The sequence below is a fragment of the Pseudomonas sp. S60 genome, from assembly GCF_016647865.1.
Taxonomy (GTDB): Bacteria; Pseudomonadota; Gammaproteobacteria; order Pseudomonadales; family Pseudomonadaceae; genus Aquipseudomonas; species Aquipseudomonas parafulva.
The window spans coordinates 60,926-84,935 of record NZ_JACVVH010000005.1 but is presented as its reverse complement, the minus strand read 5'-3'; the positions used below and the strand labels follow the sequence as shown (position 1 = coordinate 84,935).

The following is a 24,010-nucleotide window of genomic DNA, read 5'->3' as shown; positions in this document are numbered from 1 at the left end:
TCTTGGGGGGTGTGACGTGGCTTACGATTTTGATCTGTTCGTGATTGGTGCGGGTTCGGGCGGGGTGCGTGCCGCGCGCTTTGCCGCAGGCTTCGGCGCCAAGGTGGCCGTGGCCGAGAGCCGCTACCTGGGCGGCACCTGCGTCAACGTAGGGTGTGTGCCCAAGAAGCTGCTGGTGTACGGCGCGCACGTGGCCGATGAGCTGGAACAGGCAGCCGGTTACGGCTGGTCGCTGGAAGCAGGGCACTTCGACTGGGGCACCCTGATTGCCAACAAGAACCGCGAAATCGAACGCCTCAACGGCATCTACCGCAACCTGCTGGTCAACAGCGGCGTCACCTTGCTGCAGGGCCATGCGCGCATCACCGGCGCCCACGAACTGGAAGTGGAGGGCCAGCGTTATACCGCCGAGCATATCCTCATCGCCACCGGTGGCTGGCCGCAAGTGCCGGATATCCCAGGCAAGGACCTGGCGATCACCTCCAACGAAGCCTTTTACCTCAAAGACCTGCCCCGACGCGTGCTGGTGGTGGGCGGTGGCTACATCGCCGTTGAGTTCGCCGGTATTTTCCAGGGCCTTGGCGCCGCCACCACGCTGCTGTATCGCGGCGACCTGTTCCTGCGTGGCTTCGATGGTTCGGTACGTACCCACCTCAAGGAAGAACTGGAAAAGCGCGGCCTGGACCTGCAGTTCAACGCCGACATCCAGCGCATCGACAAGCTGGAAGACGGCAGCCTGAAAGCCACGCTCAAGGATGGCCGCGAGCTGGTGGCCGACTGCGTGTTCTATGCCACCGGCCGGCGCCCCATGCTGGACAACCTGGGCCTGGAAAACACCGGCGTCGAGCTGGATGAGCGCGGCTATGTGCGCGTGGACGACCAGTACCAGACCACCGCACCGTCGATCCTGGCCATTGGTGATGTGATCGGGCGCGTACAGCTCACCCCTGTGGCCCTGGCCGAGGGCATGGCCGTGGCGCGGCGCCTGTTCAAACCCGAGCAGTACCGGCCGGTGGATTACCAGAACATCCCCACTGCGGTCTTCAGCCAGCCCCCGATCGGGACGGTCGGGTTGACCGAGGAGCAGGCGCTGGAAGCCGGGCACAAGGTCAACATCTATGAAAGCCGCTTCCGCGCCATGAAGCTGACCCTCACCGATATCCAGGAAAAGACCCTGATGAAGCTGGTGGTGGATGCCCAGACCGACAAGGTGCTGGGTTGCCACATGGTAGGCCCGGACGCGGGCGAGATCATCCAGGGCCTGGGCGTGGCGTTGAAAGCCGGCGCCACCAAGCAGCAGTTCGACGAAACCATCGGTGTGCACCCAACCGCCGCCGAAGAGTTCGTCACCCTGCGCACCATCACCCGCTAACCAAACCCCCCACAGAACCCGTAGGAGCGAGCAAAGCTCGCGATTGGGGCCGCCCAACGGCCCCAACCCCCCTTAACTTCACCAATCGATCTAACCCCCACCCCCTTCATAGCCAAAACCAATCATCAACATCATGTTTGCCAATGAGCCTTTATCGGGACCAGCGGTTAGGATTCTCTCCGTCAACTGATTCCAACCCATGAAGGAGCTACTCATGCCTATCATCAACAGCCAGGTCAAACCGTTCAACGCTACTGCCTACCACAAGGGCGAATTCGTCCAGGTCAGCGAAGCCGACCTGAAAGGCAAGTGGTCCGTGGTGTTCTTCTACCCGGCCGACTTCACCTTCGTCTGCCCGACCGAACTGGGTGACCTTGCTGACAACTACGCCGAGTTCCAGAAGCTGGGCGTGGAGATCTACGGTGTGTCCACCGACACCCACTTCACCCACAAAGCCTGGCACGACACCTCGGACACCATCGGCAAGATCCAGTACCCGCTGATCGGTGACCCGACCCACGTCATCTCCCGCAACTTCGACGTGCTGATCGAAGAAGCCGGCCTGGCAGACCGCGGTACCTTCGTGATCAACCCAGAAGGCCAGATCAAGATCGTCGAGCTGAACGACGGTGGTGTTGGCCGTGATGCCGCTGAGCTGCTGCGCAAGGTCAAGGCTGCACAATACGTAGCTGCCCACCCAGGCGAAGTGTGCCCAGCCAAGTGGAAAGAAGGCGAAGCCACCCTGGCACCGTCGCTGGACCTGGTCGGCAAGATCTAAGGCCATGTGGCAACCGCGGGCGGTGTGCAGCCGCCAGAGCTGAATGCAGCACCGCCCCGTCAAACGCCCGGGCGACCTCGCCTGGGCGTTTTTGTATCCGAGTTTTGTAAAAGGAATCGCCCGTATGTTGGACGCCACGCTTAAATCGCAACTGAAAACCTACCTGGAGCGGGTCACCCAGCCGATCGAGATTGTTGCCTCCCTCGACGACGGCGCGAAGTCCCGCGAATTGCATGACCTGCTGGTGGAAATCGCCAGCCTGTCCAACCTGATTACCTTGCGCGCCGACGGCGACGACGTGCGCCGGCCTTCGTTCTCGCTGAACCGCCCCAACGGCGAGATCAGCCTGCGCTTTGCCGGCATCCCCATGGGCCACGAATTCACCTCGCTGGTGCTGGCGTTGCTGCAAGTGGGTGGCCACCCGTCCAAGGCCAGTGCTGAGGTGATCGAACAGATCCAGGCACTGGAAGGCGAGTTCACCTTCGAAACCTACTTCTCGCTGTCCTGCCAGAACTGCCCGGACGTGGTCCAGGCGCTGAACCTGATGGCCGTGCTCAACCCCAACGTGCGGCATGTGGCCATCGACGGTGCGCTGTTCCAGGCCGAAGTGGATGCACGCCAGATCATGGCGGTGCCCAGCGTTTACCTCAACGGTGAAGTGTTCGGCCAGGGCCGTATGGGCCTGGAGGAAATCCTCGGCAAGATCGACACCGGTGCAGGTGCCCGCCAGGCCGAGAAGATCAACGCCAAGCAAGCGTTCGATGTACTGGTGGTGGGCGGTGGCCCGGCCGGCGCCTCGGCCGCTATCTACGCCGCACGCAAAGGTATTCGTACCGGTGTGGCTGCCGAGCGTTTCGGTGGCCAAGTGCTCGACACCCTGGCGATCGAGAACTTTGTTTCGGTGCAGGAAACCGAAGGCCCGAAACTGGCCACTGCGCTGGAAGAGCACGTCAAGCAATACGACGTCGACATCATGAACCTGCAACGGGGCGAAGCGCTGATCCCCGCTACCGACGGCGGCCTGCACGAAGTGCGGCTGGCAGGGGGAGCATCGCTGAAGGCCAAGACCGTGATCCTGGCCACCGGTGCCCGCTGGCGCGAAATGAACGTGCCGGGCGAGCAGCAATACCGCGCCCGTGGCGTGGCCTACTGCCCGCACTGCGATGGCCCGCTGTTCAAGGGCAAGCGGGTGGCGGTGATTGGCGGCGGCAACTCGGGGGTGGAGGCAGCCATCGACCTGGCCGGTATCGTGGCCCAGGTAACGCTGATCGAATTCGACAGCCAGCTGCGTGCCGATGCCGTGCTGCAGCGCAAACTGCACAGCCTGCCTAACGTGAAGGTGATTACCAGCGCGCTGACCACCGAGGTGCTGGGCGATGGTGAGAAAGTAACCGGCCTGCGCTACAAGGACCGCGTCACCGATGCGCAGCACGAACTGGCACTGGAAGGCATCTTCGTGCAGATCGGCCTGCTGCCCAACACCGACTGGCTCAAGGGTACCGTCGAGCTGTCGCCCCGCGGCGAGATCATCGTCGATGCCAAAGGGCAGACCAGCATCCCTGGCGTGTTTGCCGCCGGTGACGTGACCACCGTGCCGTACAAGCAGATCGTGATCGCCGTGGGCGAGGGCGCCAAGGCCTCGCTGGCCGCCTTCGACCACCTGATCCGCACCTCCGCGCCGGCTTGACCCAGGCCCGCCCCCGCAAGCGGGGGCGGGTTTGCCGGTTTGGGGCCTTAAAACCTGAGGGTGTCTATGCTTAGCAGCAAACACCCTCAGGACACCGCACCATGACCCTGATCAGCCGCGAACCGTGGTGGCTCGTGCCGCCCAAGCCCGGGCAGCAAGAGCAGGACCTGCACTGGGGCTACCTGGAAATCTACGTCGACGGCCGCACCGTGTTCGTCGACCAGCGCCCCAGTGATCGCGAACTGGCCGAGCGCAAAAGCTGCCGCAACTTCCCCGAACCTGAACAGTGAATGGCTTAGCCTTCCAGCTCGGCCAGCCGTGCCTCCAGTGCTGCAATGCGCGCTTCCAGGGCGTCGATTCGCTCCTCCGAGGCACTGGCGCCGCTGCTGCGCGTGCCGCCTTCCTGCTGACGTGCTGCCAGAATTGCATCGGTTTCTGCCGGGTCACCCAGCGCGTGTGTGTAGCGGTCCTCACGTTGGCCCGCCTGACGCGGCAGGTGCAGGGCCAGGCCACGGGACACCAGGCGCTCAAGCTGGTGCTGCACCTGTTCGGTGTCGTCGAATTCGTGCAGGCGGTTGCTGCGGCTCAGCAGTTCGCTCAAGGTTTGCGGCCCACGCAGGAACATCAGGCCCAACAGCACCCGTTGCGCGGGCACCAGCTCCAGCGCCTTGTCTACGCGCTGCTCCCAACGGTCCGCACGGCTGCCCATCTGCAGGCGCGCCATGTCCTGCCCCTCCAGGCTGCGCAGGGCCTGGCCGACCTGGCCTTGGGTCAGGTTCATCACCGGTTCACGGCTGGTCTTCTGGTTGCAGGCCAGCAGCAGCGCGTTGAGCGTGAGCGGGTAGCTTTCGGGGCTGGTGGCCTGTTTTTCGATCAGCGCGCCCAGCACCCGGATCTCGATGCTGTTGAAGCGGCCTTCGCCTGCGCTTTCGTGGTCGGACATGGCCGTGCCTCATCTGTAGGAAAAGGCCACTAGCGTAGGTAAAGCGCGCATGGGCCGCAAGGCGGCCCGGTGTTTCAGGCGCTGCGCCGTGCTTCGCCCTGGCACGCGGCGGCGGTGAACAGCACGTCGGTTGAGGAGTTGAGCGCGGTTTCGGCCGAATCCTGCAGTACGCCGATGATGAAGCCAACGGCCACCACCTGCATGGCGATTTCGCTGGGGATGCCGAACAGGCTGCAGGCCAGCGGGATCAGCAGCAGCGAGCCACCGGCCACGCCTGAAGCGCCACAGGCGCAGACGGCGGCCACCACGCTCAGCAGTATGGCCGTGGGCACGTCCAGGGCAATGCCCAGCGTATGCACGGCCGCCAGGGTGAGCACGGTGATGGTGATTGCGGCGCCAGCCATGTTGATGGTCGCCCCCAGCGGGATGGAAACCGAGTAGGTGTCTTCATGCAGGCCCAGCCGCTCGGCCAGGGCCAGGTTGACCGGGATGTTGGCTGCCGAACTGCGGGTGAAGAACGCCGTGATACCGCTTTCACGCAGGCACAGCAGGGTGAGCGGGTACGGGTTGCTGCGGGTTTTCCAGAACACGATCAGCGGGTTCATCACCAGGGCCACAAACAGCATGCAGCCGATCAGCACGGCCAGCAGGTGCAGGTAACCGAGCAGGGCGTCGAGGCCCGACTGGGCCAGGGTGGAAGTGACCAGCCCGAAAATGCCCAGTGGCGCGAAGCGGATGACCATGCGCACGATCAAGGTCACGCCGTTGGACAGGTCATCCACCACGGTGCGGGTGGTGTCGCTGGCATGGCGCAAGGCAATGCCCAGGCCGATGGCCCAGGTAAGCACGCCGATGAAGTTGGCGTTCACCAAGGCACTGACGGGGTTGTCGACGGCACTGAGCAGCAGGTTTTGCAGCACCTCGGTGATGCCGCCAGGGGCGCTCAGCGTGGCCTCGCTGGTGTTCAGCACCAGATGCGACGGGAACACCATGCTGGCCAGCACGGCCACCACGGCTGCGCCGAAGGTACTGAGCAAGTACAGCCACAAAATCGGGCGAATATGGGTTTGCTGGCCGTGCCGGTGGTTGGCGATAGATGCCATCACCAGCACGAACACCAGCACCGGTGCCACCGCCTTGAGCGCGGTGACGAACACCTTGCCCAGAAATGCCAGGTCGCGCGCGACGTTGGGCGCCAGCAGGGCCAGCGCGATGCCGGCCAGCAGGCCGATGACGATCTGCGTCACCAGGCTGGTGCGGTTGATAAGGCGAACAAACGGCGTCATGTGCAGCAAAGTCCTGATACGTCAAAAAGGCGGGACTGTACCACACACGCCCACTGGCAGCGCCGTGCTGGCTACCAGTTGAACAGCTCCCGCCGCGCCCCCTCGGTAATCGCCACGATGCCCGGGTGCTTGACCTTGCGCTCCACCGAAATGGCGTAGAAGGATTCGTTCACCGCCTCGGTCTGGCCGATCAGTTGCACGCCGTATTGGCGGCACACCTCGTCGGTGATCACACTGGGTGCCACGAAGATGCCGCTGCCTGATTGGCCAAACGCCTGCATCAAGGCGCTATCGTCGAACTCGCCGACGATGCGCGGCTGGATTTGCTGTTCGCCCAACCAGCGCAGCAGGCGGCTGCGCACCACGGTTTCCTGCCCAGGTATCAGCAGCGGCGCATCCTGCAGGCAGGCAGGGAAGGGGCCGGCATGCCGCTGGGCCAGCGCCGGCGTGGCGAAGAAGCTCAGGCCGCATTCGCCCAGCTTCTGGCTATAGCCTTTGATGTCCAGGTGGTTGGGCATGGGGCTGTCGCTGATGACCAGGTCCAGGCGCTGGATGGCCAGGTCCGCCAGCAGCCGCTCCAGTTTGTCTTCACGGCAGTTGATGCGCAGCACGCCGTCCAGCTCCATAGTCGGGGCCAGCAGGCGGTAGACGATGGGCTTGGGCACCACGTCGGCCACGCCTACCCGGAACAGAATCTGCTCCTGCGGCCCTGCGCGCAGCATCGCTTCCAGCTCGCTGCCCAGCTGGAACATCTGCTCTGCGTAGGCCAGGGCCTGGCGCCCGGTTTCGGTCAGTTCCAACTGCCGGCCCACGCGCTGGAACAACTCCAGGCCGTAGGCCTGCTCGAACAGACTGATCTGGCCGCTGATGGTTTGCGGGGTGAGGTTCAACTGCTCGCTGGCGCGCACGATGCTGCCGGTCTTTGCAACCACCCAAAAATAGTGCAGCTGGCGATAGTTGAGCATCAGCAACCTCCCGATTCGTTAAAGCCGAAGTATACCCTGCAAAAATACGAATTTTACTGATGTATTGGCTTGTCTAGAATTCCGAGCTATCAGGCGCCCTGTGCGCCTTGGCGGTTATACACACGCGAGGCCCCTATGCTCTATCTGAAATCCATCGGTACACCGCTGGTCATGGCCCTGGCCCTGCTGAGCCTGGCCGGTTGTGACCAGGCCGAAAAGTCTGCCCAGCAGATGCTGGACCAGGCTGCCCAATCGGCCAAGCAGGCCATTGAAGACACCAACCAGGCCGCACAGCAGGCGCTGAGCGAGGCACTGGGCACCGAAGGCCGCAAGCCCGAGGCCCCGGAGCCAAAACCCGAAACCCAGGACATTTGACCCCTAACCCCGCAGCAGGATGTGAACAATGGAATATTTGCTGGAACTTGCCGCTAGCCCCACAGCCTGGGTGGCCCTCGCCACGCTGGTGGCCATGGAAGTGGTACTGGGTATCGACAACCTGATCTTCATCTCCATCCTTACCAACAAGCTGCCCGTGGCCTACCGCTCCAAGGCGCGACGCATTGGTATCAGCATGGCGCTGATAATGCGCCTGGCGCTGCTCAGCACCGTCGCCTGGATCGTGCAGCTCACCGACCCGGTGTTTGAGGTGTTCGGCAACGCGTTCTCGTGGAAGGACGTGATTCTGATTGCCGGTGGCTTGTTCCTGCTGTGGAAAGCCACCCGGGAGATTCACGAAAACGTCGACCCGCGCGGTGCCAAGCAGGAATCCAAGGTGGGTTCAACGGTGACCCTGGGCTTTGCGGCGGCGATCTTCCAGATCCTGCTGCTGGACATCGTGTTCTCGGTCGACAGCATCATCACTGCGGTGGGCATGACCGAACACCTGCCGATCATGATCATTGCCGTGATCACTGCCGTTATCGTGATGATGGTGGCGGCCGACCCGCTGGCCAACTTCATCAATGACAACCCCACGGTGGTGATGTTGGCCCTGGGCTTCCTGATCATGATTGGCATGACGCTGATCGCCGAGGGTTTCGGCGCTCATGTGCCGAAGGGCTACGTGTATGCCGCCATGGCGTTCTCGACGGTGATCGAGATGCTGAACATCTTCGCAAGGCGGGCGCGGATGAAACGCGAAGCGTCCGAAGGCTAACCCGCGCAGGCAGGGCGCCCCAAACGCCGGTGTTCCGGCGCTTGGGGCCTTGGTGTTAACCAGTCAGTGAGCGCCGGCAGGGCGCCGGGCGGGTACCACAGGCCGGGGCTTGGCAGCGGCCTTAGGTTGCACGTGAGGGTGGGCGTGGCGACGGGCGATGCGCAGTACACCCCACAGCATGGCAGCTGCCACGCTCAGCCACATGCACACCAACATGATGATTGCCATGGTCATGCTCATATCTGTGCCTCCATCTCTACGGCGAGCGCTTCGAACGCCAGCGTTTGCCTTCCAGACACTTGTTTAGTCTAGCCCGGCCTGTGTGACGTTCCATCGAATAACGCCCGATGGCTGCGTGAGATTATTTTCATGTGCCTGTCGGGCTGTACCGCCGCCGCTGTCCGACCTATGATCGCCAGCAGAGCCGGGCGCTGTCTGCCCGACGTTGGTACAAGCGAGTGTCCATGCCACACCTTTCTTCCAAGCCACTCATTGCCGCTTCACGCGGGCTGTTGTTGGCCTGCGTGGTGACCGCCACCCTGGCAGGCTGTGCCAGCGCCCCCTCTGAAAGCCTCAAGGCCCTACCGCAGCGCGTGGAAATCAGCAGCGTGCCGTTCTACCGCGGTAACGCCAACCACAGCGGGGCCATGGCCCTGGCCGCCATGCTGTCGCAACAGGGTGCCCCGATCACCCCGGGGCTGCTGGATGCGCCGCTCAACCTGCCCGAGGGCGCCGATGCGCTGGGCACGGGCATACCGCGTGTGGCGCGGGACTATGGCATGGTGGTCTACCCCTTGGACAAACGGCTGGATGCCCTGCTGGCCCAGGTGGCCGCGGGCTACCCGGTGCTGGTGCGTTACCAGGACGGTTCGGCGTGGTGGAGCGAGCCGCGCTACGCGGTGTTGATCGGCTACGACCGCTACAAGCAGCGGGTGCTGCTGCGCTCAGGCATGCAGCGGCGCCAGCTGATGGCGTTCGATGACTTTGCTGCGGCGTGGGCAAAGGAGGGCAGCTGGGCCCTGCTGGTGCAGCCGCCCAGGCAACTGCCTGCGCAGGTAGACCGCCAGCGCTGGTTGCAGGCAGCGGATGAGCTGGCCAAAGCAGGCCAGGAACTGGCGGCCAGGCAGGCCGTGGATACCTTGAAGTAGCTTGCGTGTGCGGGTCGAAGGGCTGCTTAGGCAGCCCTTGACCACGAAGAAGCTGTCAGAAGCCCAGGCGGTCGCGCAGGCTGTAGTACCAGGCGCCCATGGCGCTGAACGGCACCCGCAGTAGCTGGCCACCCGGGAACGGGTAGTGCGGCAGGCCGGCAAAGGCGTCAAAACGCTCAGCCTGGCCGCGCATGGCCTCGGCCAGCACCTTGCCTGCCAGGTGCGTGTAGGTCACGCCGTGGCCCGAGCAACCTTGCGAATAGTAGATGTTGTCGCCGATGCGGCCGACCTGTGGCAAGCGCGACAGGGTCAGCAGGAAGTTGCCGGTCCAGGCGTAGTCGATTTTCACGTTCTTCAGTTGCGGGAACGCCTTGAGCATTTTCGGGCGAATGATCGCTTCGATGTTCGCCGGGTCACGGGCACCGTACACCACGCCGCCGCCGAAAATCAGGCGCTTGTCGCCGGTCAGGCGGTAGTAGTCCAGCAGGTAGTTGCAGTCTTCGACGCAGTAATCCTGCGGCAACAGGGTGCATGCCAGCTCGTCGCCCAGGGGCTCGGTGGTGATCACCTGGGTGCCGCAGGGCATGGACTTGCTGGCCAGCTCCGGCACCAGGTTGCCCAGGTAGGCGTTGCCGGCCACGATGATGAACTTGGCGCGCACCTTGCCCTGAGGCGTGTGCACCACCGGGTTGGCACCCCGCTCGATGCGCACGGCCGGGGTCTGCTCGTAGATCACCCCGCCCAGGGATTCAACGGCTGCCGCTTCGCCCAACGCCAGGTTCAGCGGGTGAATGTGGCCGCCGCTCATGTCCAGCATGCCGCCTACATAACTGTCACAGGCAACCACTTCGCGAATGCGCTTCTGGTCCATCAGTTCCAGTTGGGTGTGGCCGTAGCGTTCCCACAGGCGCTTTTGCGATTCCAGGTGGCCCATCTGCTTGCTGGTGAGGGCCGCGAAGACGCCGCCGTCCTTCAGGTCGCACTGGATGTTGTACTTGGCCACGCGCTCGCGGATGATGCGGCCGCCTTCAAAGGCCATCTGGCCCAGCAGCTGAGCTTCGCGGGCGCCCACGGTGCGTTCGATGACGTCGATGTCGCGGCTGTAGCTGTTGACGATCTGGCCGCCGTTGCGGCCCGATGCGCCGAAGCCCACCTTGGCGGCTTCGACGATGCTCACCTTGAAGCCGTTTTCCAGCAGGAACAGGGCGCTGGACAGGCCGGTGTAGCCGGCACCGATGATGCATACATCGGTTTCCACCTCACCCTGCAGCGCCGGACGTGGCGGCACCGGGTTGGCCGAGGCGGCGTAGTAGGACTGGGGGTAGGGGGTGTTAGCCATGCTGCGAAACCTCGTGTTTTATATTTTTAACGAATGTACCGATGCTATCAATAATAATAAACACCCGCTAGTCATCCGTTGAAAATCACAACCCCCCGGAATTACCCGTCACAGGGAATAAAGGGTTTGCAATTCAGTAAGTTAGCGCGAAAAAAAATGTTGACAGGGGTTTTGAAATGAGTAAAATGCGCACCACACGACAGGCACATAGCTCAGTTGGTTAGAGCACCACCTTGACATGGTGGGGGTCGTTGGTTCGAGTCCAATTGTGCCTACCAAATCGAAGAAGGGGTGATCCGAAAGGGTCATCCCTTTTTTCATGGCCGGCAGAAAGCCAGGACGGGCCAGCGGCAGGGCGGCGTTGTGCACGCCAAAGGTTTTGATTTTTCTGCAAAAAAAGCTTTACAGCAGTGCCGCGCATCACTAAGATGCGCACCACACGACAGGCACATAGCTCAGTTGGTTAGAGCACCACCTTGACATGGTGGGGGTCGTTGGTTCGAGTCCAATTGTGCCTACCAAATCCGAAAAGGGCGATCAGCAATGATCGCCCTTTTTGCATGTGCGCCTGACGCAGCGTGTAACGTTTGGTCGCGCTTCGGCCCCGTGCCGGGCATGGTAGACTCCGCCCCTTCGAATCTGGAGGTACACGCGTGCGCAAACTGGCTGTGGTAATGGCGGTGCTCGCCCTGGCGGGCTGTGACAACGAGGTCGAGGGCGTGCACAAGCAGGTGGCAGAACACCTGCAAAACCCCAAAACGGCCAAGTTCGGCAACGTGCGTATCGACACCCAGGGCACTATCTGCGGCCAGGTGCGCGGTAAGGACGATGCCGGGCAATACCAGGCCTACCGCAGCTATGTGGCCATCAAGCGAGACGGGCAATACGACATCATCGTCGATGATACCGGCAGCAACCTGCGCATTCGCGAACTGTGTGGCGGTGCCGACCTGCAGCGCCGCGCCGAGGCGCTGGCCGACCAGCCTGCCCCAGAGGGGTGGGATGTAGAGGTGATTCAGGGGGCCAACATGGGTGCGCTCAGCGACATGACCGCCCGCCTGATCGAGAAGGGTATCCCGTCATCCGTGGAGTACCGCAATGGTAAGCCTGTGGTGCTGATGGGGCCGTTCCCCAGCCGTGAAGAAGCTCAGGCCCGGCGTGATGAGGTAATGGCCAAGCTGGGTACCGACTCCATCGTCATCCAGCACGGCGCCTCCCGCTGAGGGCAGCGCCAGCCACTATCGGCTGGCGCTGTACGGCCCTTCGGTGCAGGCCTTGAGGTCAACCGGCCCGACAAAATCGTTACCGCGCCCCATCAGGCACGCTACCCGCTGGTTGCGCTGGTATTCCCAGGGCTGCGGCGGGTAGGTCTTGTTCCACGCCTCGAACAGCTGCCTGTCCTGCCGCGACAGGCGCAGGTTGTACTGCTTGCTCATATAGAAGTAGGTGCGCGCGATCATGCCGCGGATCGACGGCCGTGGCATGACCTTTTTTGCCTTGAAGTCCACCTGGGTCAGGCACCGGCCATATTGCCCGCTTTGCTCGGGCAGCCAGCCGAAGCTGAAGTTGCTACGGTCGCCGTTCACCTCGCCAATGCTCGGCACCAGGTTGTGCAGGTCGGCTTCAGCCCGCTTGTAGGCGTCGTCATGCTGCGAGCAGGCCTTGCGCCCACCCGTTTGCCAGCACTGGCGCTGATGGCCGATCTGCCACGCCGGCACAATGTGTTCCCATTCAATGCGTGATGCGCGCTGGGCATTTTTGCGCGGGGTGTACCCGCACGAGGCCATGTTTACCTGGTTGCCTTTGTACTTGCACCCGCAGTAGAACTCGGTGGACTGCGGGGCGTACAGCGTCCATGCCACTTTCTTGGCTTCCTGGAAGGTGCGTGGCGCGTCCGCTTGAGCCAGCGGCGCGAGGGCTGCCAGGTAGCTGGCAGCGATAAGCAAGGCTCTCATGCGCGGTCAGTCTTCCTTGGGCACGGTCCAGAAAATTTGCACGCCGCCATCGTCGCGGTAGGCGAGGGTGACGTTGTCGTTCTCGGCAATTTCCGCCAGCAAGGTGTCCCAGTCCTCCGGGGTTTCCTGTTCCAGCCGAAAGATCAACGCGGCCCGGCTGCGTTGAGCCAGGGGGTTGTTGATGATCTTCTGGATACGCATACCCAATTGTTGGTAGCTGGTCGGGGTGGCAGAGGCGGTGCTGGACACAGGCATTTCCTTGTTTTGCTGTATGCACATACAGTATTTGAGTGTAAGGAATTTCGCAACACCTTGAAGGGCGAGTTCCACACACCGCGGCCACAGTGTTCGCGCTTGCTGCCAGGGTCTGCTGTAATGGCGGCACTCTCTGGAAATGACTCATGTATCGAATGGTTCTACGTTTCAAATCGCCCACACGTCTGGCACTGGTCTTGTTCGGTGGCTTCGGCACCTGTGCCGAAGCGCTGGCCGACGCGCCCGGCGCCATCGTCATCGACCCCATGGTGGTGACCGGGGCCTACACGCCCACCAGCACGTTCGACCTGCCGTTTTCCGTCGACACGGTGGACCTGTCCAACGGCACGGATGGCCAGTTGGGTGTGAACCTGTCAGAAGTGCTGACCAAGGTGCCAGGGCTGGTGGTGCAGAACCGTCAGAACTACGCCCAGGACCTGCAGGTATCCTCCCGTGGTTATGGCGCCCGTTCCGCGTTCGGGGTAAGGGGCATCAAGCTGCTGAGCGATGGCATCCCCGCCAGCACGCCGGACGGCCAGGGCCAGGCGGCCACCCTGAACCTGGACGTGGCCGACCGCATCGAAGTGCTGCGTGGCCCGGCCGCCACCCTGTACGGCAGCAATGCCGGTGGCGTGATTCAGATGTTCAGCCGGGATGGTCAGGGGCCAGCCCGCGTGGGGGCGCAAACGACGGTTGGCAGCGATGGGTTCGGCAAGCATCACCTGTCTGCAGAAGGCGGCAACGCTACCGGTGGCTTTGTGCTGGATGCCTCGCGCATGGACACCGATGGCTACCGCGGCCACAGTGCTGCGCGCCGTGACCAGACCTTTGCCAAGGTGCACGTGAAGCCGGACGAAGATTCACGGCTGGCATTCATCTACAGCAGCCTGGAGCAGAACAACACCCAGGACCCGCTGGGCCAGGTGTGGTCGGCCTACAAACATGACCCCCGTTCCACGGCAGCGGCGGCCGAGACCTACAACACTCGCAAAAGCATCGACCACCAGCAACTGGGCATGAACTACGAGCGCTACTTCGGTGAGGCCACGCTGCAGTTCAACCTGTATGCCGGCAGGCGCAGCGTGGTGCAGTACCTGTCCATACCAAGGCAGGTGGCGTCCAACAGCCAGCGCGGTGGCGGGGTGGTGGACTTCGACCGCGAGTTCCACGGCGGCACCCTGCGCTGGGTACAGCCGGTGGCAAGCGTGCCGGGCAATTTCACCTTCACCGTAGGCGCCGACTACGACCAGAGCACCGACGACCGCCGTGGCTTCCAGAACTTCCGTGGCAGCCAGCTGGGCGTCAAAGGCGAATTGCGCCGCGACGAAAAGGACACGGCCACCAGCCTGGACCCCTATGCCCAGGCGCACTGGGAAATCGGCAACTGGACCAGCGAGCTGGGCGTGCGCTACAGCACCATGAAGATGCAGGTGGACGACCACTACCTGGCCAACGGCGATGCCAGCGGCGCCAAGCGCTACCAGAAAGCCAACCCGTCGTTGTCGGTAATGTACGCCTTCACGCCCGACCTGCGCGGCTACGTGAGTGTCGGCAAGGGCTTCGAAACCCCCACCCAGGCAGAAATGGCCTACGCGCCAGGCACCCAGGAACGCTTCAATTTTGGCCTGAGCCCGGCTACCAGCACCCAGTACGAAGTAGGCGCCAAGTACCGCATGGGCGAGCGCACCCGGCTGAATGTGGCGGCGTACGAGATACACACCGACGATGAAATCATCGTCGCCGAAGCCACCGACGGCCGCACCAGCTACCGCAATGCCGGCCGCACCCTGCGCCGTGGCATCGAAGCCAGCCTGCACAGCGACCTGAGTGACCACTGGCAGACCACCTGGGTGTACACCCGCACCGATGCCCGGTATGCCGATGACTTCAGCCAGGGTGGCAAGGTGATCGACAGCGGCAACCGCCTGCCGGGCGTGCCTCGGGACAACCTGTACGCCGAACTGGTGTGGAAGCCCGCACAGTGGGTGAGCATGGGCGTTGAAGGCCAGTACCGTAGCCAGGTGTACGTGGAAGACAGCAATACCGCCAAGGCAGCCCCCGCCTATGCGGTGTTCAACTGGCGCACCCGCTTCGAGCAGCACGCCGGGCCCTGGACATTCCACCAGCTGGTGCGCCTGGACAACCTGTTCGACCGCCAGTACGTGGGCTCCGTGATCGTGGGCGACAGCAACAGCCGCTACTACGAAGCCGCGCCCGGGCGCGCGTGGTATGCCGGCGCCGGGCTGGAGTATCAGTTCAGGTAGCGAGTGGCCTCAGAACGGCACGGCAACTGTCAGCTGGCTGTACACGTTGGTGCCGTTGCCCCCAACCTGGTTGCCACCATTGCTTTCATCCTTGCGCGGCTGGTACAGGCCCACCAGCGGGCTGATGATCAGGTGCTGGTTCACGGCCCATTCCACGTACAGGTCCAGCTCACGGGCGTCGAGGTTCAGGCGGTTGCGCGTGCTGACAGTGTTGAAGTCGAAGTACAGCGCACCGACCGTGACGTTTTCCAGCGGGGTGGCCTTCAGCCCCACGTGGTGGATGCCGGTGTTGCTGTTGAACGGCCCGGCGTAGTTGGCAGCAACCTCACCCTGGAACCAGGTGCCGTAACCGCTCGACAGGCCGCTGAACAGCGAGTCCCAGCCTGCCGAATAGCGTGTGTAGCGGTAGGTGAGCTGCGGCGCCCAAGGCGCGTCGGCAAAGGTGTAGGCGGCCTGCAGGTACCAGGCTTTTTCCGGGCCGTTGTCTTTGTCCTGCCAGGCGTATTCGAAGCCGAAACTGGCGTTTTCGATGCCGGCGCTGCCTTCGCCGCGCACGCTGTAGACGTTCATACCTTCGCGGGCTTTTTGGAACTCGCTGGCCCACTGGTCGGCCACATCGATGCCGTGAATCCAGGTGAGCCCCACGGTGCCCAGTTCGTTGGTGTAGTCCAGGGTGCCGGCGCCCAGTTCGGTTTCGGCCTGGGCACGGTTATCGGACTTCAGCCACACCACGCTGCCATGCAGGCCGTCCTTGCCGCCCAGGCGCAGCACGGCGGTGCGGTCAAAGGCGTGGCGTGCGGCCAGGTAAAAGGCGCCGCCACGGTTCAGGGCGCCATCGGCTGGGCCCTTGCCCAGGTTGGGGCCGTCGTCGTTGATCAGAAAACCGCTGCCCAGGCGCACCACCTGGCGGCCGGCGGAAACGTCCACGCCGTCCTTGCCCAGCACCGGGAACAGGTCGCCGGAGCGCCAGCCCAGGTAGGCTTCTTCGGTTTTGGTGGTGCGTTCGGTGCCTAGGGTGTTGCCGGCCGCATCACCGTCGCCCCAGGTACCCGAGCTCACCCAGTTCAACGCGCCGTACAAGGTGCCATTGCCTGCCAGGCCCTGGTCGCCGCTGATGCCGTACTTGATGAAACCTTCGCGCCAGGTAGAGCCGCCGGTGGTGCCGTCATAGTTCTTGCGGCTGTTGAACATGCCCCACACGGCCAGCATGTCGGCGTTGAGGTGGGTGTCGTCATCGGCGTACAGCACGTAGGCGGGTGCCGCCTGGCTGGCCAGCAAGCCTGCCAAGGCCAGGCTGCACAGCGATTGCGGTTTGACCATTTGCACATCCCTCTTTTGTTTTTGGCTGCCTGTACGGCGCGCTTGTTATACGGGAACCGCTCGCATCTGGCGAGCGGCCATCGCAGTTGGCAGCGATGGCTTATTAGGGCGTGTTTGGGGGAGGGGTGTCTTGTGTGAGGCTGCCAGGGTGTTTGTATACGCTGGCCATTGGCGGAGGAAGTTGGGGCCGCCTTGCGGCCCCGGTACATTAATACTCCCAGAAGATGCGCTGCAATTCCTTGCTGTCCTGGGTCTTGGTCATGGCCACCATCGCCAGAATGCGCGCCTTTTGCGGGTTCAGGTCATGCGCCACCACCCAGTCGTTCTTGTCATCCGGCTGCTCGGCATTGCGCAGCACGAAACCGCCCTGGTTGACGTGGGACGAACGAATGATCTGCACACCGTTCTTGCGCAGCTCCTGCAGCGCCGGCACCACCCGCGACGACACCGAACCGTTGCCAGTGCCTGCATGGATCAGCGCCTTGGCACCGTTTTGCGCCAGCGCCTTGTACGCCGTGTCGGTCACGTTGCCGTAGCCATAGGCGATGTCCACCTGGGGCAGGCTGCTGATCTGCTTGATGTCGAACTCCGAATCCAGGGTGTGGCGTTTGGCCGGCAGGCGGAACCAGTAGGACTTGCCTTCCACCACCATGCCCATCGGGCCCCACGCGCTCTTGAAGGCTTCGGTCTTGATGTTCACTGCCTTGCTCACGTCCCGGCCCGACTGGATCTCGTCGTTGAGGGTAACCAGTACGCCCTTGCCGCGGGACTGCTTGTCACTGGCCACGGCCACGGCGTTGTACAGGTTGAGCATGCCGTCAGCCGACATGGCGGTACCGGGGCGCATCGAGCCCACCACCACGATGGGTTTGTCGGTTTTTTCCACCAGGTTCAGGAAGTAGGCGGTTTCTTCCAGAGTGTCGGTGCCGTGGGTGATGACGATGCCATCCACGTCCTTGCTGTCGGCCAGTTCCGCCACGCGCTTGCCCAGTTTCAGCAGGTCTTCGTTGGAAATGCTTTCCGAGGCAATCTGCATCACCTGTTCGCCGCGCACGTTGGCGACATCAGCCAGTTCCGGTACGCCGGCGATCAGTTTGTCGATGCCCAGCTTGGCGGCCTGGTAGGTGGCGCTGTTGGCAGCGCTGGCGCCGGCCCCGGCAATGGTGCCGCCGGTGGCGAGGATGACCACGTTGGCCAGTTTCTGTTGGGCTTCGGCTTCCTTGGCTGAAGCGGTGGCGGGCAGGATCAGCAGCAGGGCGAGTGCGCTGGGGGCGAAGGTTTTCAATGCGGCATTCATCGTTCTTGTTCTCTCTTCCTATTGAGATGGTCGTTATGAGTCGCGCAGAGCTTCAGGCATGTTTCGTACCAGCCGTGTCTGCGCTGCGTGCGCAGGGCCTGCCCGGGTCGCGATTGGCGCGCTGTACGCGTAATCCCACCCCGTTGCCAGCCCTGTGATGTACGAGTATTCCATTCGCAATCCCGAACACGCGTAGGAAAAGGTGTTCGGCTTTTCGGAAAAAGTCTGGATAATCGGCCATGCAGGGTTACCACCAAACGCAATTGACAAAACCAGGTCTTGTTCTCATAGTTAGCCAACGCAAACGTTTGCTTTCCGATAAAAAACACAAGATTCGGAGTCATCGTCCATGAAACTGCCATTCCCCGGCCGCTTGCTGGCCATTGCCGCTGTAACCTCCCTGTCCATGGCCCTGCCGTTGTCTGCCGCCCACGCAGAAGAAAAGCCCAAGGTCGCCCTGGTGATGAAGTCCCTGGCCAACGAGTTCTTCCGCACCATGGAGGACGGCGCCAAGGACTACCAGAAAGCCCACGCTGGCGAATTCGAGCTGGTTGCCAACGGCATCAAGAACGAAACCGACACCGGCGAACAGATCCGCATCGTTGAACAAATGGTCAACGCCGGCGCCAAGGCACTGGTAATTGCCCCTGCCGATTCCAAGGCACTGGTGTCGGCGGTGAAAAAAGCCATGGACCAGGGCGTGGTGGTGATCAACATCGACAACCGCCTGGACCCTGAGCTGCTCAAGAGCAAAGGCATCAGCGTGCCGTTCGTAGGCCCCGACAACCGCAAGGGCGCCCGTATGGTGGGCGACTACCTGGCCAAACAGCTCAAGGCCGGCGACCAGGTGGGCATCATCGAAGGCGTGTCTACCACCACCAACGCCCAGCAGCGCACGGCCGGCTTCAAGGATGCGATGGACGCTGCACAGATGAAGATCGTATCGGTGCAAAGCGGCAACTGGGAAATCGACAAGGGCAATGCGGTCGCGGCCTCCATGCTCAACGAATACCCCGACCTGAAAGCCTTGCTGGCCGGCAACGACAGCATGGCCCTGGGCGCCGTGTCTGCCGTGCGCGCTGCCGGCAAGGCTGGCCAAGTGAAAGTGGTGGGCTATGACAACATCAACGCCATCAAGCCCATGATCGCCGATGGCCGCGTACTGGCCACCCTGGACCAGGCGGCCAGCCAGCAGGCGGTGTTCGGGATTCAGGCGGCGCTGAAAATGGTCAAGGGCGAGAAGCCCGATGTGGATGCCGACAACGTCATCCAGACCCCGGTCGAACTGATCACCAAACAGCCCTGATGCTGCCAGGAGAGACGGCCATGTCTGCATCGGCCCAACACGTGGTGCTGACCGCCAGCGGCCTTGGCAAAACCTACGCCCAGCCGGTGCTGGGCGAGGTCAGCCTGACCCTGCGCGCTGGCGAGGTGCTGGCCCTGACGGGTGAGAACGGCGCCGGCAAAAGCACCTTGTCCAAGCTCATCAGTGGCCTGGAAACCCCCACCACCGGGCACATGCAGTACCGTGGCCAGCCCTATGCGCCGGCCAGCCGCAGCGACGCCGAGCGCCTGGGCGTGCGCATGGTGATGCAGGAGCTGAACCTGCTGCCCACGCTGACCGTGGCCGAAAACCTGTTTCTGGACAACCTGCCCAGCCGCTTTGGCTGGGTCAACCACAAACGCCTGCGCCAACTGGCCAGTGCCGCCATGGCCCAGGTGGGCCTGGATGCCATCGACCCGGACACGCCGGTTGGCGAGTTGGGCATTGGCCACCAGCAGATGGTCGAGATCGCCCGCAACCTGATCGGCGACTGCCACGTACTGATTCTGGACGAGCCCACCGCCATGCTAACGGCGCGCGAGGTGGAGCTGCTGTTCACCCAGATCGAGCGCCTGCGCCAGCGTGGTGTGGCCATCGTCTACATCTCCCACCGGCTCGAAGAACTGCAACAGGTGGCCCAGCGCATCGTGGTACTGCGCGACGGCAAGCTGGTGTGCGATGAGCCCATTCAGCGCTACACCAGCGACCAGTTGGTCAACCTGATGGTGGGGCGTGAGCTGGGCGAGCACATCGACCTGGGCCAGCGGCAGCTGGGGGCGCCGCTGCTGCAGGTGAACAACCTGAGCCGTGGCGACAAGGTGCGCGATGTGTCGTTCGAGGTGCGGGCAGGGGAGATATTTGGTATCTCCGGCCTGATCGGCGCCGGGCGTACCGAACTGCTGCGCCTGATCTACGGCGCAGACGCGGCCGACAGTGGCAGCGTTGCCCTGGGCCAGCCGCCGCAGCGGGTGAGCATCGATTCACCCAAGGCTGCAGTCAAGGCCGGCATCGCCTTGATCACCGAAGACCGCAAGGGCGAGGGCCTGCTGCTGACCCAGTCGATCAGCGCGAACATTGCCCTGGGCAACCTGGGCGCGGTTTCCACCGCCGGCGTGCTGAACGCGGATGCCGAGCGCGCCTTGGCCGAGCGGCAGATCCAGGCCATGCGTATTCGCAGTGCCGGCCCGCATCAGGTGGTGGGCGAGTTGTCGGGCGGTAACCAGCAGAAGGTGGTGATAGGCCGCTGGCTGGAGCGCGACTGCCAGGTGCTGCTGTTCGACGAGCCCACCCGCGGCATCGATGTGGGGGCCAAGTTCGACATCTATGGCCTGCTGGCAGCGCTGGCCCGCCAGGGCAAGGCGCTGGTGGTGGTGTCCAGCGACCTGCGCGAGCTGATGCTGATTTGTGACCGCATCGCCGTGTTATCGGCCGGGCGCCTCATAGACACCTTCGTGCGCGAGCGCTGGAGCCAGGACCAACTGCTGGCCGCGGCCTTTGCCGGTTATCAGAAACGTGACGCAATGCTGCACAACGCAGCTCCCAGGATGGATGCATGAAAACCACCCCGCTCGACAACCAAGGCGCTGCCCCGGCGCGCCGCAGCGGTACTTATCTGGGCCTGGGTACCTACCTGGGCCTCGCCGGCGCCCTGCTGGCGATGATCGTGCTGTTCTCGTTCCTGAGCAGCCATTTCTGGTCGTATAACACCTTCAGCACCCTGGCCAACCAGATCCCCGACCTGATGGTGCTGGCGGTGGGCATGACCTTCGTGCTGATCATCGGCGGTATCGACCTGTCGGTGGGCTCAGTGCTGGCCCTGGCGGCGTCCACGGTCAGCGTGGCCATTCTGGGGTGGGGCTGGGGCATGGTGCCCGCCGCGCTGCTGGGCATGGCGGTAGCTGCCCTGGCCGGCAGCGTGACCGGTGCCGTGACCGTGGCGTGGCGCATTCCCTCGTTCATCGTTTCGCTGGGCGTGCTGGAGATGGCCCGAGGGCTGGCCTACCAGCTCACCGATTCGCGCACCGCGTACATCGGCGACACCTATGCCTGGTTTTCCAACCCTGTGGCCTTTGGCATCTCGCCTTCCTTCATCATCGCCTTGCTGGTGATCGTGCTGGCCCAGCTGGTACTGACCCGTACGGTGTTCGGCCGCTACCTGATCGGCATCGGCACCAACGAAGAAGCCGTGCGCCTGGCCGGTATCGACCCGCGCCCCTATAAAGTGCTGGTGTTCGCCCTGATGGGTTTGCTGGCCGGCCTGGCGGCGCTGTTCCAGGTGTCGCGCCTGGAGGCGGCCGACCCCAACGCAGGCTCCGGCCTGGAGCTGCAGGTGATCGCCGCCGTGGTGATTGGTGGTACCAGCCTGATGGGCGGGCGCGGCTCGGTCATCAGTACGTTCTTCGGGGTGCTGATCATTTCGGTGCTGGCCGCAGGCCTGGCACAAATTGGCGCCAGTGAGCCGACCAAGCGCATCATCACCGGGGCAGTCATCGTCATCGCCGTGGTGCTCGACACTTACCGCAGCCGGCGTGCAGCCCGGCGGACCTGACAACATGGCAACCATCAAAGATGTCGCAGCGCTGGCCGGTATTTCCTACACCACCGTGTCCCATGTGCTGAACAAGACCCGGCCCGTCAGCGAGCCGGTGCGGCAGAAGGTCGAAGACGCGATCCGCCAGCTGGACTACGTGCCCAGCGCCGTGGCGCGCTCGCTGAAAGCGCGCAGCACCGCCACCATCGGCCTGCTGGTGCCCAACAGCGTCAACCCGTACTTTGCCGAGCTGGCCCGGGGCATCGAGGATGCCTGCGAGCGCAACGGCTACTGCGTGATTTTGTGCAACTCCGACGACAACCCGCAAAAGCAGCGCAACTACCTGCGCGTGCTGCTGGAAAAACGCATCGACGGGCTGGTAGTCGGCTCGGTAGGCCAGGACGACGACCTGCTGCAGAGCCTGGCCGGCGTGCGCACGCCGATGGTGATCGTCGACCGCGAGCTTGAAGGCGTGGATGCCGACCTGGTGCGCATCGACCACGAACAGGGCGCCTACCTGGCCACCCGGCACCTGCTGGAGCTGGGCCACCGCGATATCGCCTACATCGGCGGCCCGGCGCACACCGGGGTGACCCAGCTGCGCCTGGGCGGCTTCCATCGTGCCATGGGCGAGGCCGGGGTGCCGGTAATACCCGGCCGTGTGCAGCACTGCGACTTTACCAGCCCGGGTGGCCATGCCGCCGCCGCGGCCCTGCTCGAAGGCAAGCGGCCCACGGCCATCTTCGCCGGTAACGACATGATCGGGTTTGGCGTATTGCGCGCGGCGGCTGAACGCAATATCAGCGTACCTGCCGAGCTGTCGGTGATCGGTTTTGACGATATCGAACTCAGCCGCTACGTGTATCCACCCTTGACCACGGTCGGCCAGTCCATCCGCGAACTGGGCGAGAGCGCCGCGTCGCTGCTGCTGGCGCGTATCGTTGCGCCGCGTGTTGGCCAGGCGGAGCAACGCATCGTGGCCCCGCGCATTGTGCTGCGCGAATCCACCGGGCCGCGCCCGGATTTGTTCAACGATCACCGCTAAGGAAATGTCATGAGTGCGAAGGTGGTGGTAGTCGGCAGTTTGAACATGGACCTGGTGGCGCGCGCCCAGCGCCTGCCCCGGCCTGGTGAGACGCTGGCCGGCGACCGTTTTTTTACCGCCCCGGGCGGCAAGGGTGCCAACCAGGCCGTCGCGGTGGCGCGGCTGGGCGGCAGCGTGGCCATGGTCGGCAGTGTGGGCGATGACGGCTACGGCCAGCAACTGCGGGACGGCCTGGCGGCCGAGGGTATCGATTGCCAGGGCGTGATCACCTGCCCGGGCGTGTCCAGTGGCGTGGCGCTGATTACCGTGGATGCGGCCAGCCAGAACTGCATCGTCATCATCCCGGGCGGCAACGGCTTGCTGACACCGCAGGCGGTTCAGCGCTTCGACGCGCTGCTGCAAGCTGCCGAAGTGGTGATCTGCCAGCTGGAAGTGCCGCTGGAGACGGTCGCCTGGACCCTGGCCAGGGCATATGAGCTGGGCAAGCAGGTCATCCTCAACCCGGCGCCTGCCAGTGGCCCGCTGCCGGCACCGTGGTACCCGCACATCAACTACCTCACGCCCAACGAAAGCGAGGCCGAGGCGCTGACCGGCATACCGGTCAACGACCAGGCCAGCGCGCTACAGGCAGGTGAGCGGCTGCTGGCGCTGGGCGCTGGCAAGGTGATCATCACCCTTGGCGCACAGGGCGCGCTGCGTGTAAGCGCCGACGGGCACCAGCACTACCCGGCGCCGGTGGTGCAGCCGCTGGACACCACGGCTGCCGGTGATACTTTCATTGGCGGCTTCGCGGCGGGCCTGGTGCGCGGGCTGGAGGAGGGCGATGCCATCGCGTTCGGCCAGCGCGCCGCGGCGTTGTCGGTGACCCGCGCCGGGGCCCAACCTTCCATTCCCCATCTGGCCGAGGTCGCGCCATGAAGAAGACGCCACTGCTGAACATCGCCCTGTCCCGCACCATTGCGGGCATGGGGCATGGCGATATCCTGGTGATCGGCGATGCCGGCCTGCCGGTGCCACCCGGGGTGGAGCTGATTGACCTGGCAGTCACGCCCGGCCTGCCTGACTTTGCCAGCGTTTTGCGGGTGGTGTTGAGCGAATTGCAGGTGGAGCGCCACGTGCTGGCCGAGGAAATGCAGACGGTGGTACCCCCGGCGCTGGTGGAAATCGAGCGCCTGAAAGGCAAACTGGGCAAGCGTGAATGGCTGGACCACGAGGCCTTCAAGGTGCTGTCGCGCAGTGCCCGCGCCATCGTGCGCACCGGTGAATGCCAGCCCTACAGCAATATTGCACTGATCTCCGGGGTCACGTTCTGAGCCCTGGCTAGCCACAACCCATTGGCAACAGGA

Annotated in this window: 24 protein-coding genes and 2 tRNA genes; 17 read left to right on the top strand and 9 right to left on the bottom strand. The window is 63.6% G+C overall.

The genetic code is table 11. From position 1 onward, the window contains the following. Positions 1–16: 16 nt before the first annotated feature. From gorA to IAE33_RS03980, 4 genes are all read left to right on the top strand, one after another. Positions 17–1,372 (top strand): glutathione-disulfide reductase, encoded by a 1,356-nt coding sequence (gene gorA / locus IAE33_RS03995; RefSeq protein WP_201162340.1) that lies wholly within the window; start codon positions 17–19, stop codon positions 1,370–1,372. Positions 1,373–1,586: 214 nt separating this feature from the next. After that, the gene (gene ahpC / locus IAE33_RS03990) at positions 1,587–2,150 is read left to right on the top strand and encodes an alkyl hydroperoxide reductase subunit C (RefSeq protein WP_004375926.1); all 564 of its coding nucleotides are present in this window, start codon (positions 1,587–1,589) and stop codon (positions 2,148–2,150) included. A gap of 124 nt (positions 2,151–2,274) precedes the next feature. Beyond that, positions 2,275–3,837, top strand: coding sequence for an alkyl hydroperoxide reductase subunit F (gene ahpF / locus IAE33_RS03985; protein ID WP_201162338.1), 1,563 nt, complete (start codon positions 2,275–2,277; stop codon positions 3,835–3,837). 101 nt (positions 3,838–3,938) lie between these two features. Then, positions 3,939–4,127, top strand: coding sequence for a hypothetical protein (locus IAE33_RS03980; protein ID WP_201162336.1), 189 nt, complete (start codon positions 3,939–3,941; stop codon positions 4,125–4,127). A gap of 5 nt (positions 4,128–4,132) precedes the next feature. Here the strand turns inward: IAE33_RS03980 and IAE33_RS03975 are convergent, their stop codons facing one another. The 3 genes from IAE33_RS03975 to nhaR form a co-directional block, all read right to left on the bottom strand. Continuing rightward, complete coding sequence (locus IAE33_RS03975) at positions 4,133–4,780, bottom strand: YceH family protein (protein WP_201162334.1); 648 nt, start codon at positions 4,778–4,780, stop codon at positions 4,133–4,135. Positions 4,781–4,854: 74 nt separating this feature from the next. Next, positions 4,855–6,066 (bottom strand): serine/threonine transporter SstT, encoded by a 1,212-nt coding sequence (gene sstT, locus IAE33_RS03970; protein WP_060483198.1) that lies wholly within the window; start codon positions 6,064–6,066, stop codon positions 4,855–4,857. A gap of 71 nt (positions 6,067–6,137) precedes the next feature. Continuing rightward, a complete protein-coding gene (gene nhaR, locus IAE33_RS03965; RefSeq protein WP_028633382.1) occupies positions 6,138–7,031 on the bottom strand; it encodes a transcriptional activator NhaR in 894 nt (297 codons plus the stop codon). A gap of 135 nt (positions 7,032–7,166) precedes the next feature. Between nhaR and IAE33_RS03960 the strand changes: the two genes are divergently transcribed. Together IAE33_RS03960 and IAE33_RS03955 are read left to right on the top strand one after the other, a co-directional pair. Then, on the top strand, positions 7,167–7,406 hold the full coding sequence (locus IAE33_RS03960) for a hypothetical protein (RefSeq protein WP_201162332.1): 240 nt from the start codon (positions 7,167–7,169) through the stop codon (positions 7,404–7,406). A gap of 28 nt (positions 7,407–7,434) precedes the next feature. Further along, a complete protein-coding gene (locus tag IAE33_RS03955; RefSeq protein ID WP_028633380.1) occupies positions 7,435–8,187 on the top strand; it encodes a TerC family protein in 753 nt (250 codons plus the stop codon). Between the two features lie 63 nt (positions 8,188–8,250). Here the strand turns inward: IAE33_RS03955 and IAE33_RS03950 are convergent, their stop codons facing one another. Next, positions 8,251–8,427 (bottom strand): hypothetical protein, encoded by a 177-nt coding sequence (locus IAE33_RS03950; protein WP_201162330.1) that lies wholly within the window; start codon positions 8,425–8,427, stop codon positions 8,251–8,253. Positions 8,428–8,651: 224 nt separating this feature from the next. Between IAE33_RS03950 and IAE33_RS03945 the strand changes: the two genes are divergently transcribed. Then, positions 8,652–9,335, top strand: a complete 684-nt coding sequence (locus IAE33_RS03945) for a peptidase C39 family protein (protein WP_201162328.1) — start codon at positions 8,652–8,654, stop codon at positions 9,333–9,335. A gap of 55 nt (positions 9,336–9,390) precedes the next feature. On the opposite strand, the gene IAE33_RS03940 is transcribed toward IAE33_RS03945, so the two are convergent. After that, entirely contained in the window at positions 9,391–10,674 is a 1,284-nt protein-coding gene (locus IAE33_RS03940; RefSeq protein WP_201162326.1) for an NAD(P)/FAD-dependent oxidoreductase, read from the bottom strand. A gap of 201 nt (positions 10,675–10,875) precedes the next feature. On the opposite strand from IAE33_RS03940, the gene IAE33_RS03935 reads away from it, so the two are divergent. From IAE33_RS03935 to IAE33_RS03925, 3 genes are all read left to right on the top strand, one after another. Next, positions 10,876–10,952, top strand: a tRNA-Val gene (locus tag IAE33_RS03935). Between the two features lie 166 nt (positions 10,953–11,118). Further along, positions 11,119–11,195, top strand: a tRNA-Val gene (locus tag IAE33_RS03930). Positions 11,196–11,327: 132 nt separating this feature from the next. After that, positions 11,328–11,897, top strand: a complete 570-nt coding sequence (locus IAE33_RS03925) for an SPOR domain-containing protein (RefSeq protein WP_201162324.1) — start codon at positions 11,328–11,330, stop codon at positions 11,895–11,897. A 15-nt stretch (positions 11,898–11,912) separates the two neighbouring features. Here the strand turns inward: IAE33_RS03925 and IAE33_RS03920 are convergent, their stop codons facing one another. Both IAE33_RS03920 and IAE33_RS03915 read right to left on the bottom strand, forming a co-directional pair. Further along, positions 11,913–12,629, bottom strand: coding sequence for an endonuclease (locus IAE33_RS03920; RefSeq protein WP_201162322.1), 717 nt, complete (start codon positions 12,627–12,629; stop codon positions 11,913–11,915). 6 nt (positions 12,630–12,635) lie between these two features. Beyond that, positions 12,636–12,878 carry a DUF1654 domain-containing protein gene (locus IAE33_RS03915; RefSeq protein ID WP_201162320.1) on the bottom strand — a complete coding sequence of 81 codons (243 nt, stop codon included), beginning with the start codon at positions 12,876–12,878 and terminating at the stop codon, positions 12,636–12,638. A 161-nt stretch (positions 12,879–13,039) separates the two neighbouring features. Here IAE33_RS03915 and IAE33_RS03910 point away from each other — a divergent pair, with 161 nt between their 5' ends. Next, positions 13,040–15,148, top strand: coding sequence for a TonB-dependent receptor (locus tag IAE33_RS03910; protein WP_201162469.1), 2,109 nt, complete (start codon positions 13,040–13,042; stop codon positions 15,146–15,148). 9 nt (positions 15,149–15,157) lie between these two features. Here IAE33_RS03910 and IAE33_RS03905 read toward each other — a convergent pair whose 3' ends face one another. Both IAE33_RS03905 and IAE33_RS03900 read right to left on the bottom strand, forming a co-directional pair. Next, positions 15,158–16,468 carry a hypothetical protein gene (locus IAE33_RS03905; protein WP_201162318.1) on the bottom strand — a complete coding sequence of 437 codons (1,311 nt, stop codon included), beginning with the start codon at positions 16,466–16,468 and terminating at the stop codon, positions 15,158–15,160. A 208-nt stretch (positions 16,469–16,676) separates the two neighbouring features. Then, positions 16,677–17,765 carry an asparaginase gene (locus IAE33_RS03900; protein ID WP_201162316.1) on the bottom strand — a complete coding sequence of 363 codons (1,089 nt, stop codon included), beginning with the start codon at positions 17,763–17,765 and terminating at the stop codon, positions 16,677–16,679. 349 nt (positions 17,766–18,114) lie between these two features. Here IAE33_RS03900 and IAE33_RS03895 point away from each other — a divergent pair, with 349 nt between their 5' ends. From IAE33_RS03895 to rbsD, 6 genes are read left to right on the top strand one after another with little or no spacing between them, the layout of a single operon-like run. Continuing rightward, the gene (locus IAE33_RS03895) at positions 18,115–19,071 is read left to right on the top strand and encodes a sugar ABC transporter substrate-binding protein (protein ID WP_201162314.1); all 957 of its coding nucleotides are present in this window, start codon (positions 18,115–18,117) and stop codon (positions 19,069–19,071) included. 20 nt (positions 19,072–19,091) lie between these two features. Beyond that, on the top strand, positions 19,092–20,645 hold the full coding sequence (locus IAE33_RS03890; RefSeq protein WP_201162312.1) for a sugar ABC transporter ATP-binding protein: 1,554 nt from the start codon (positions 19,092–19,094) through the stop codon (positions 20,643–20,645). Beyond that, positions 20,642–21,637, top strand: a complete 996-nt coding sequence (locus IAE33_RS03885) for an ABC transporter permease (RefSeq protein ID WP_060483210.1) — start codon at positions 20,642–20,644, stop codon at positions 21,635–21,637. The genes IAE33_RS03890 and IAE33_RS03885 overlap by 4 nt, the downstream gene beginning before the upstream one ends. 4 nt (positions 21,638–21,641) lie before the next feature. Then, positions 21,642–22,664 carry a LacI family DNA-binding transcriptional regulator gene (locus tag IAE33_RS03880; RefSeq protein WP_201162310.1) on the top strand — a complete coding sequence of 341 codons (1,023 nt, stop codon included), beginning with the start codon at positions 21,642–21,644 and terminating at the stop codon, positions 22,662–22,664. A gap of 9 nt (positions 22,665–22,673) precedes the next feature. Further along, the gene (gene rbsK / locus IAE33_RS03875; protein ID WP_201162308.1) at positions 22,674–23,582 is read left to right on the top strand and encodes a ribokinase; all 909 of its coding nucleotides are present in this window, start codon (positions 22,674–22,676) and stop codon (positions 23,580–23,582) included. Then, a complete protein-coding gene (rbsD, locus tag IAE33_RS03870) occupies positions 23,579–23,977 on the top strand; it encodes a D-ribose pyranase (protein WP_201162306.1) in 399 nt (132 codons plus the stop codon). The genes rbsK and rbsD overlap by 4 nt, the downstream gene beginning before the upstream one ends. The last annotated feature ends 33 nt before the right edge of the window (positions 23,978–24,010 follow it).

What these genes read in the sequence shown, in the direction of transcription:
- ahpC (WP_004375926.1), top strand. Translation starts at nt 1,587, where the DNA reads ATGCCTATCATCAACAGCCAGGTCAAACCGTTCAACGCTACTGCCTAC.
- ahpF (WP_201162338.1), top strand. Translation starts at nt 2,275, where the DNA reads ATGTTGGACGCCACGCTTAAATCGCAACTGAAAACCTACCTGGAGCGG.
- IAE33_RS03980 (WP_201162336.1), top strand. Translation starts at nt 3,939, where the DNA reads ATGACCCTGATCAGCCGCGAACCGTGGTGGCTCGTGCCGCCCAAGCCC.
- IAE33_RS03975 (WP_201162334.1), bottom strand. Translation starts at nt 4,780, where the DNA reads ATGTCCGACCACGAAAGCGCAGGCGAAGGCCGCTTCAACAGCATCGAG.
- sstT (WP_060483198.1), bottom strand. Translation starts at nt 6,066, where the DNA reads ATGACGCCGTTTGTTCGCCTTATCAACCGCACCAGCCTGGTGACGCAG.
- nhaR (WP_028633382.1), bottom strand. Translation starts at nt 7,031, where the DNA reads ATGCTCAACTATCGCCAGCTGCACTATTTTTGGGTGGTTGCAAAGACC.
- IAE33_RS03960 (WP_201162332.1), top strand. Translation starts at nt 7,167, where the DNA reads ATGCTCTATCTGAAATCCATCGGTACACCGCTGGTCATGGCCCTGGCC.
- IAE33_RS03955 (WP_028633380.1), top strand. Translation starts at nt 7,435, where the DNA reads ATGGAATATTTGCTGGAACTTGCCGCTAGCCCCACAGCCTGGGTGGCC.
- IAE33_RS03950 (WP_201162330.1), bottom strand. Translation starts at nt 8,427, where the DNA reads ATGAGCATGACCATGGCAATCATCATGTTGGTGTGCATGTGGCTGAGC.
- IAE33_RS03945 (WP_201162328.1), top strand. Translation starts at nt 8,652, where the DNA reads ATGCCACACCTTTCTTCCAAGCCACTCATTGCCGCTTCACGCGGGCTG.
- IAE33_RS03940 (WP_201162326.1), bottom strand. Translation starts at nt 10,674, where the DNA reads ATGGCTAACACCCCCTACCCCCAGTCCTACTACGCCGCCTCGGCCAAC.
- IAE33_RS03920 (WP_201162322.1), bottom strand. Translation starts at nt 12,629, where the DNA reads ATGAGAGCCTTGCTTATCGCTGCCAGCTACCTGGCAGCCCTCGCGCCG.
- IAE33_RS03910 (WP_201162469.1), top strand. Translation starts at nt 13,040, where the DNA reads ATGGTTCTACGTTTCAAATCGCCCACACGTCTGGCACTGGTCTTGTTC.
- IAE33_RS03905 (WP_201162318.1), bottom strand. Translation starts at nt 16,468, where the DNA reads ATGGTCAAACCGCAATCGCTGTGCAGCCTGGCCTTGGCAGGCTTGCTG.
- IAE33_RS03900 (WP_201162316.1), bottom strand. Translation starts at nt 17,765, where the DNA reads ATGAATGCCGCATTGAAAACCTTCGCCCCCAGCGCACTCGCCCTGCTG.
- IAE33_RS03895 (WP_201162314.1), top strand. Translation starts at nt 18,115, where the DNA reads ATGAAACTGCCATTCCCCGGCCGCTTGCTGGCCATTGCCGCTGTAACC.
- IAE33_RS03890 (WP_201162312.1), top strand. Translation starts at nt 19,092, where the DNA reads ATGTCTGCATCGGCCCAACACGTGGTGCTGACCGCCAGCGGCCTTGGC.
- IAE33_RS03885 (WP_060483210.1), top strand. Translation starts at nt 20,642, where the DNA reads ATGAAAACCACCCCGCTCGACAACCAAGGCGCTGCCCCGGCGCGCCGC.
- IAE33_RS03880 (WP_201162310.1), top strand. Translation starts at nt 21,642, where the DNA reads ATGGCAACCATCAAAGATGTCGCAGCGCTGGCCGGTATTTCCTACACC.
- rbsK (WP_201162308.1), top strand. Translation starts at nt 22,674, where the DNA reads ATGAGTGCGAAGGTGGTGGTAGTCGGCAGTTTGAACATGGACCTGGTG.
- rbsD (WP_201162306.1), top strand. Translation starts at nt 23,579, where the DNA reads ATGAAGAAGACGCCACTGCTGAACATCGCCCTGTCCCGCACCATTGCG.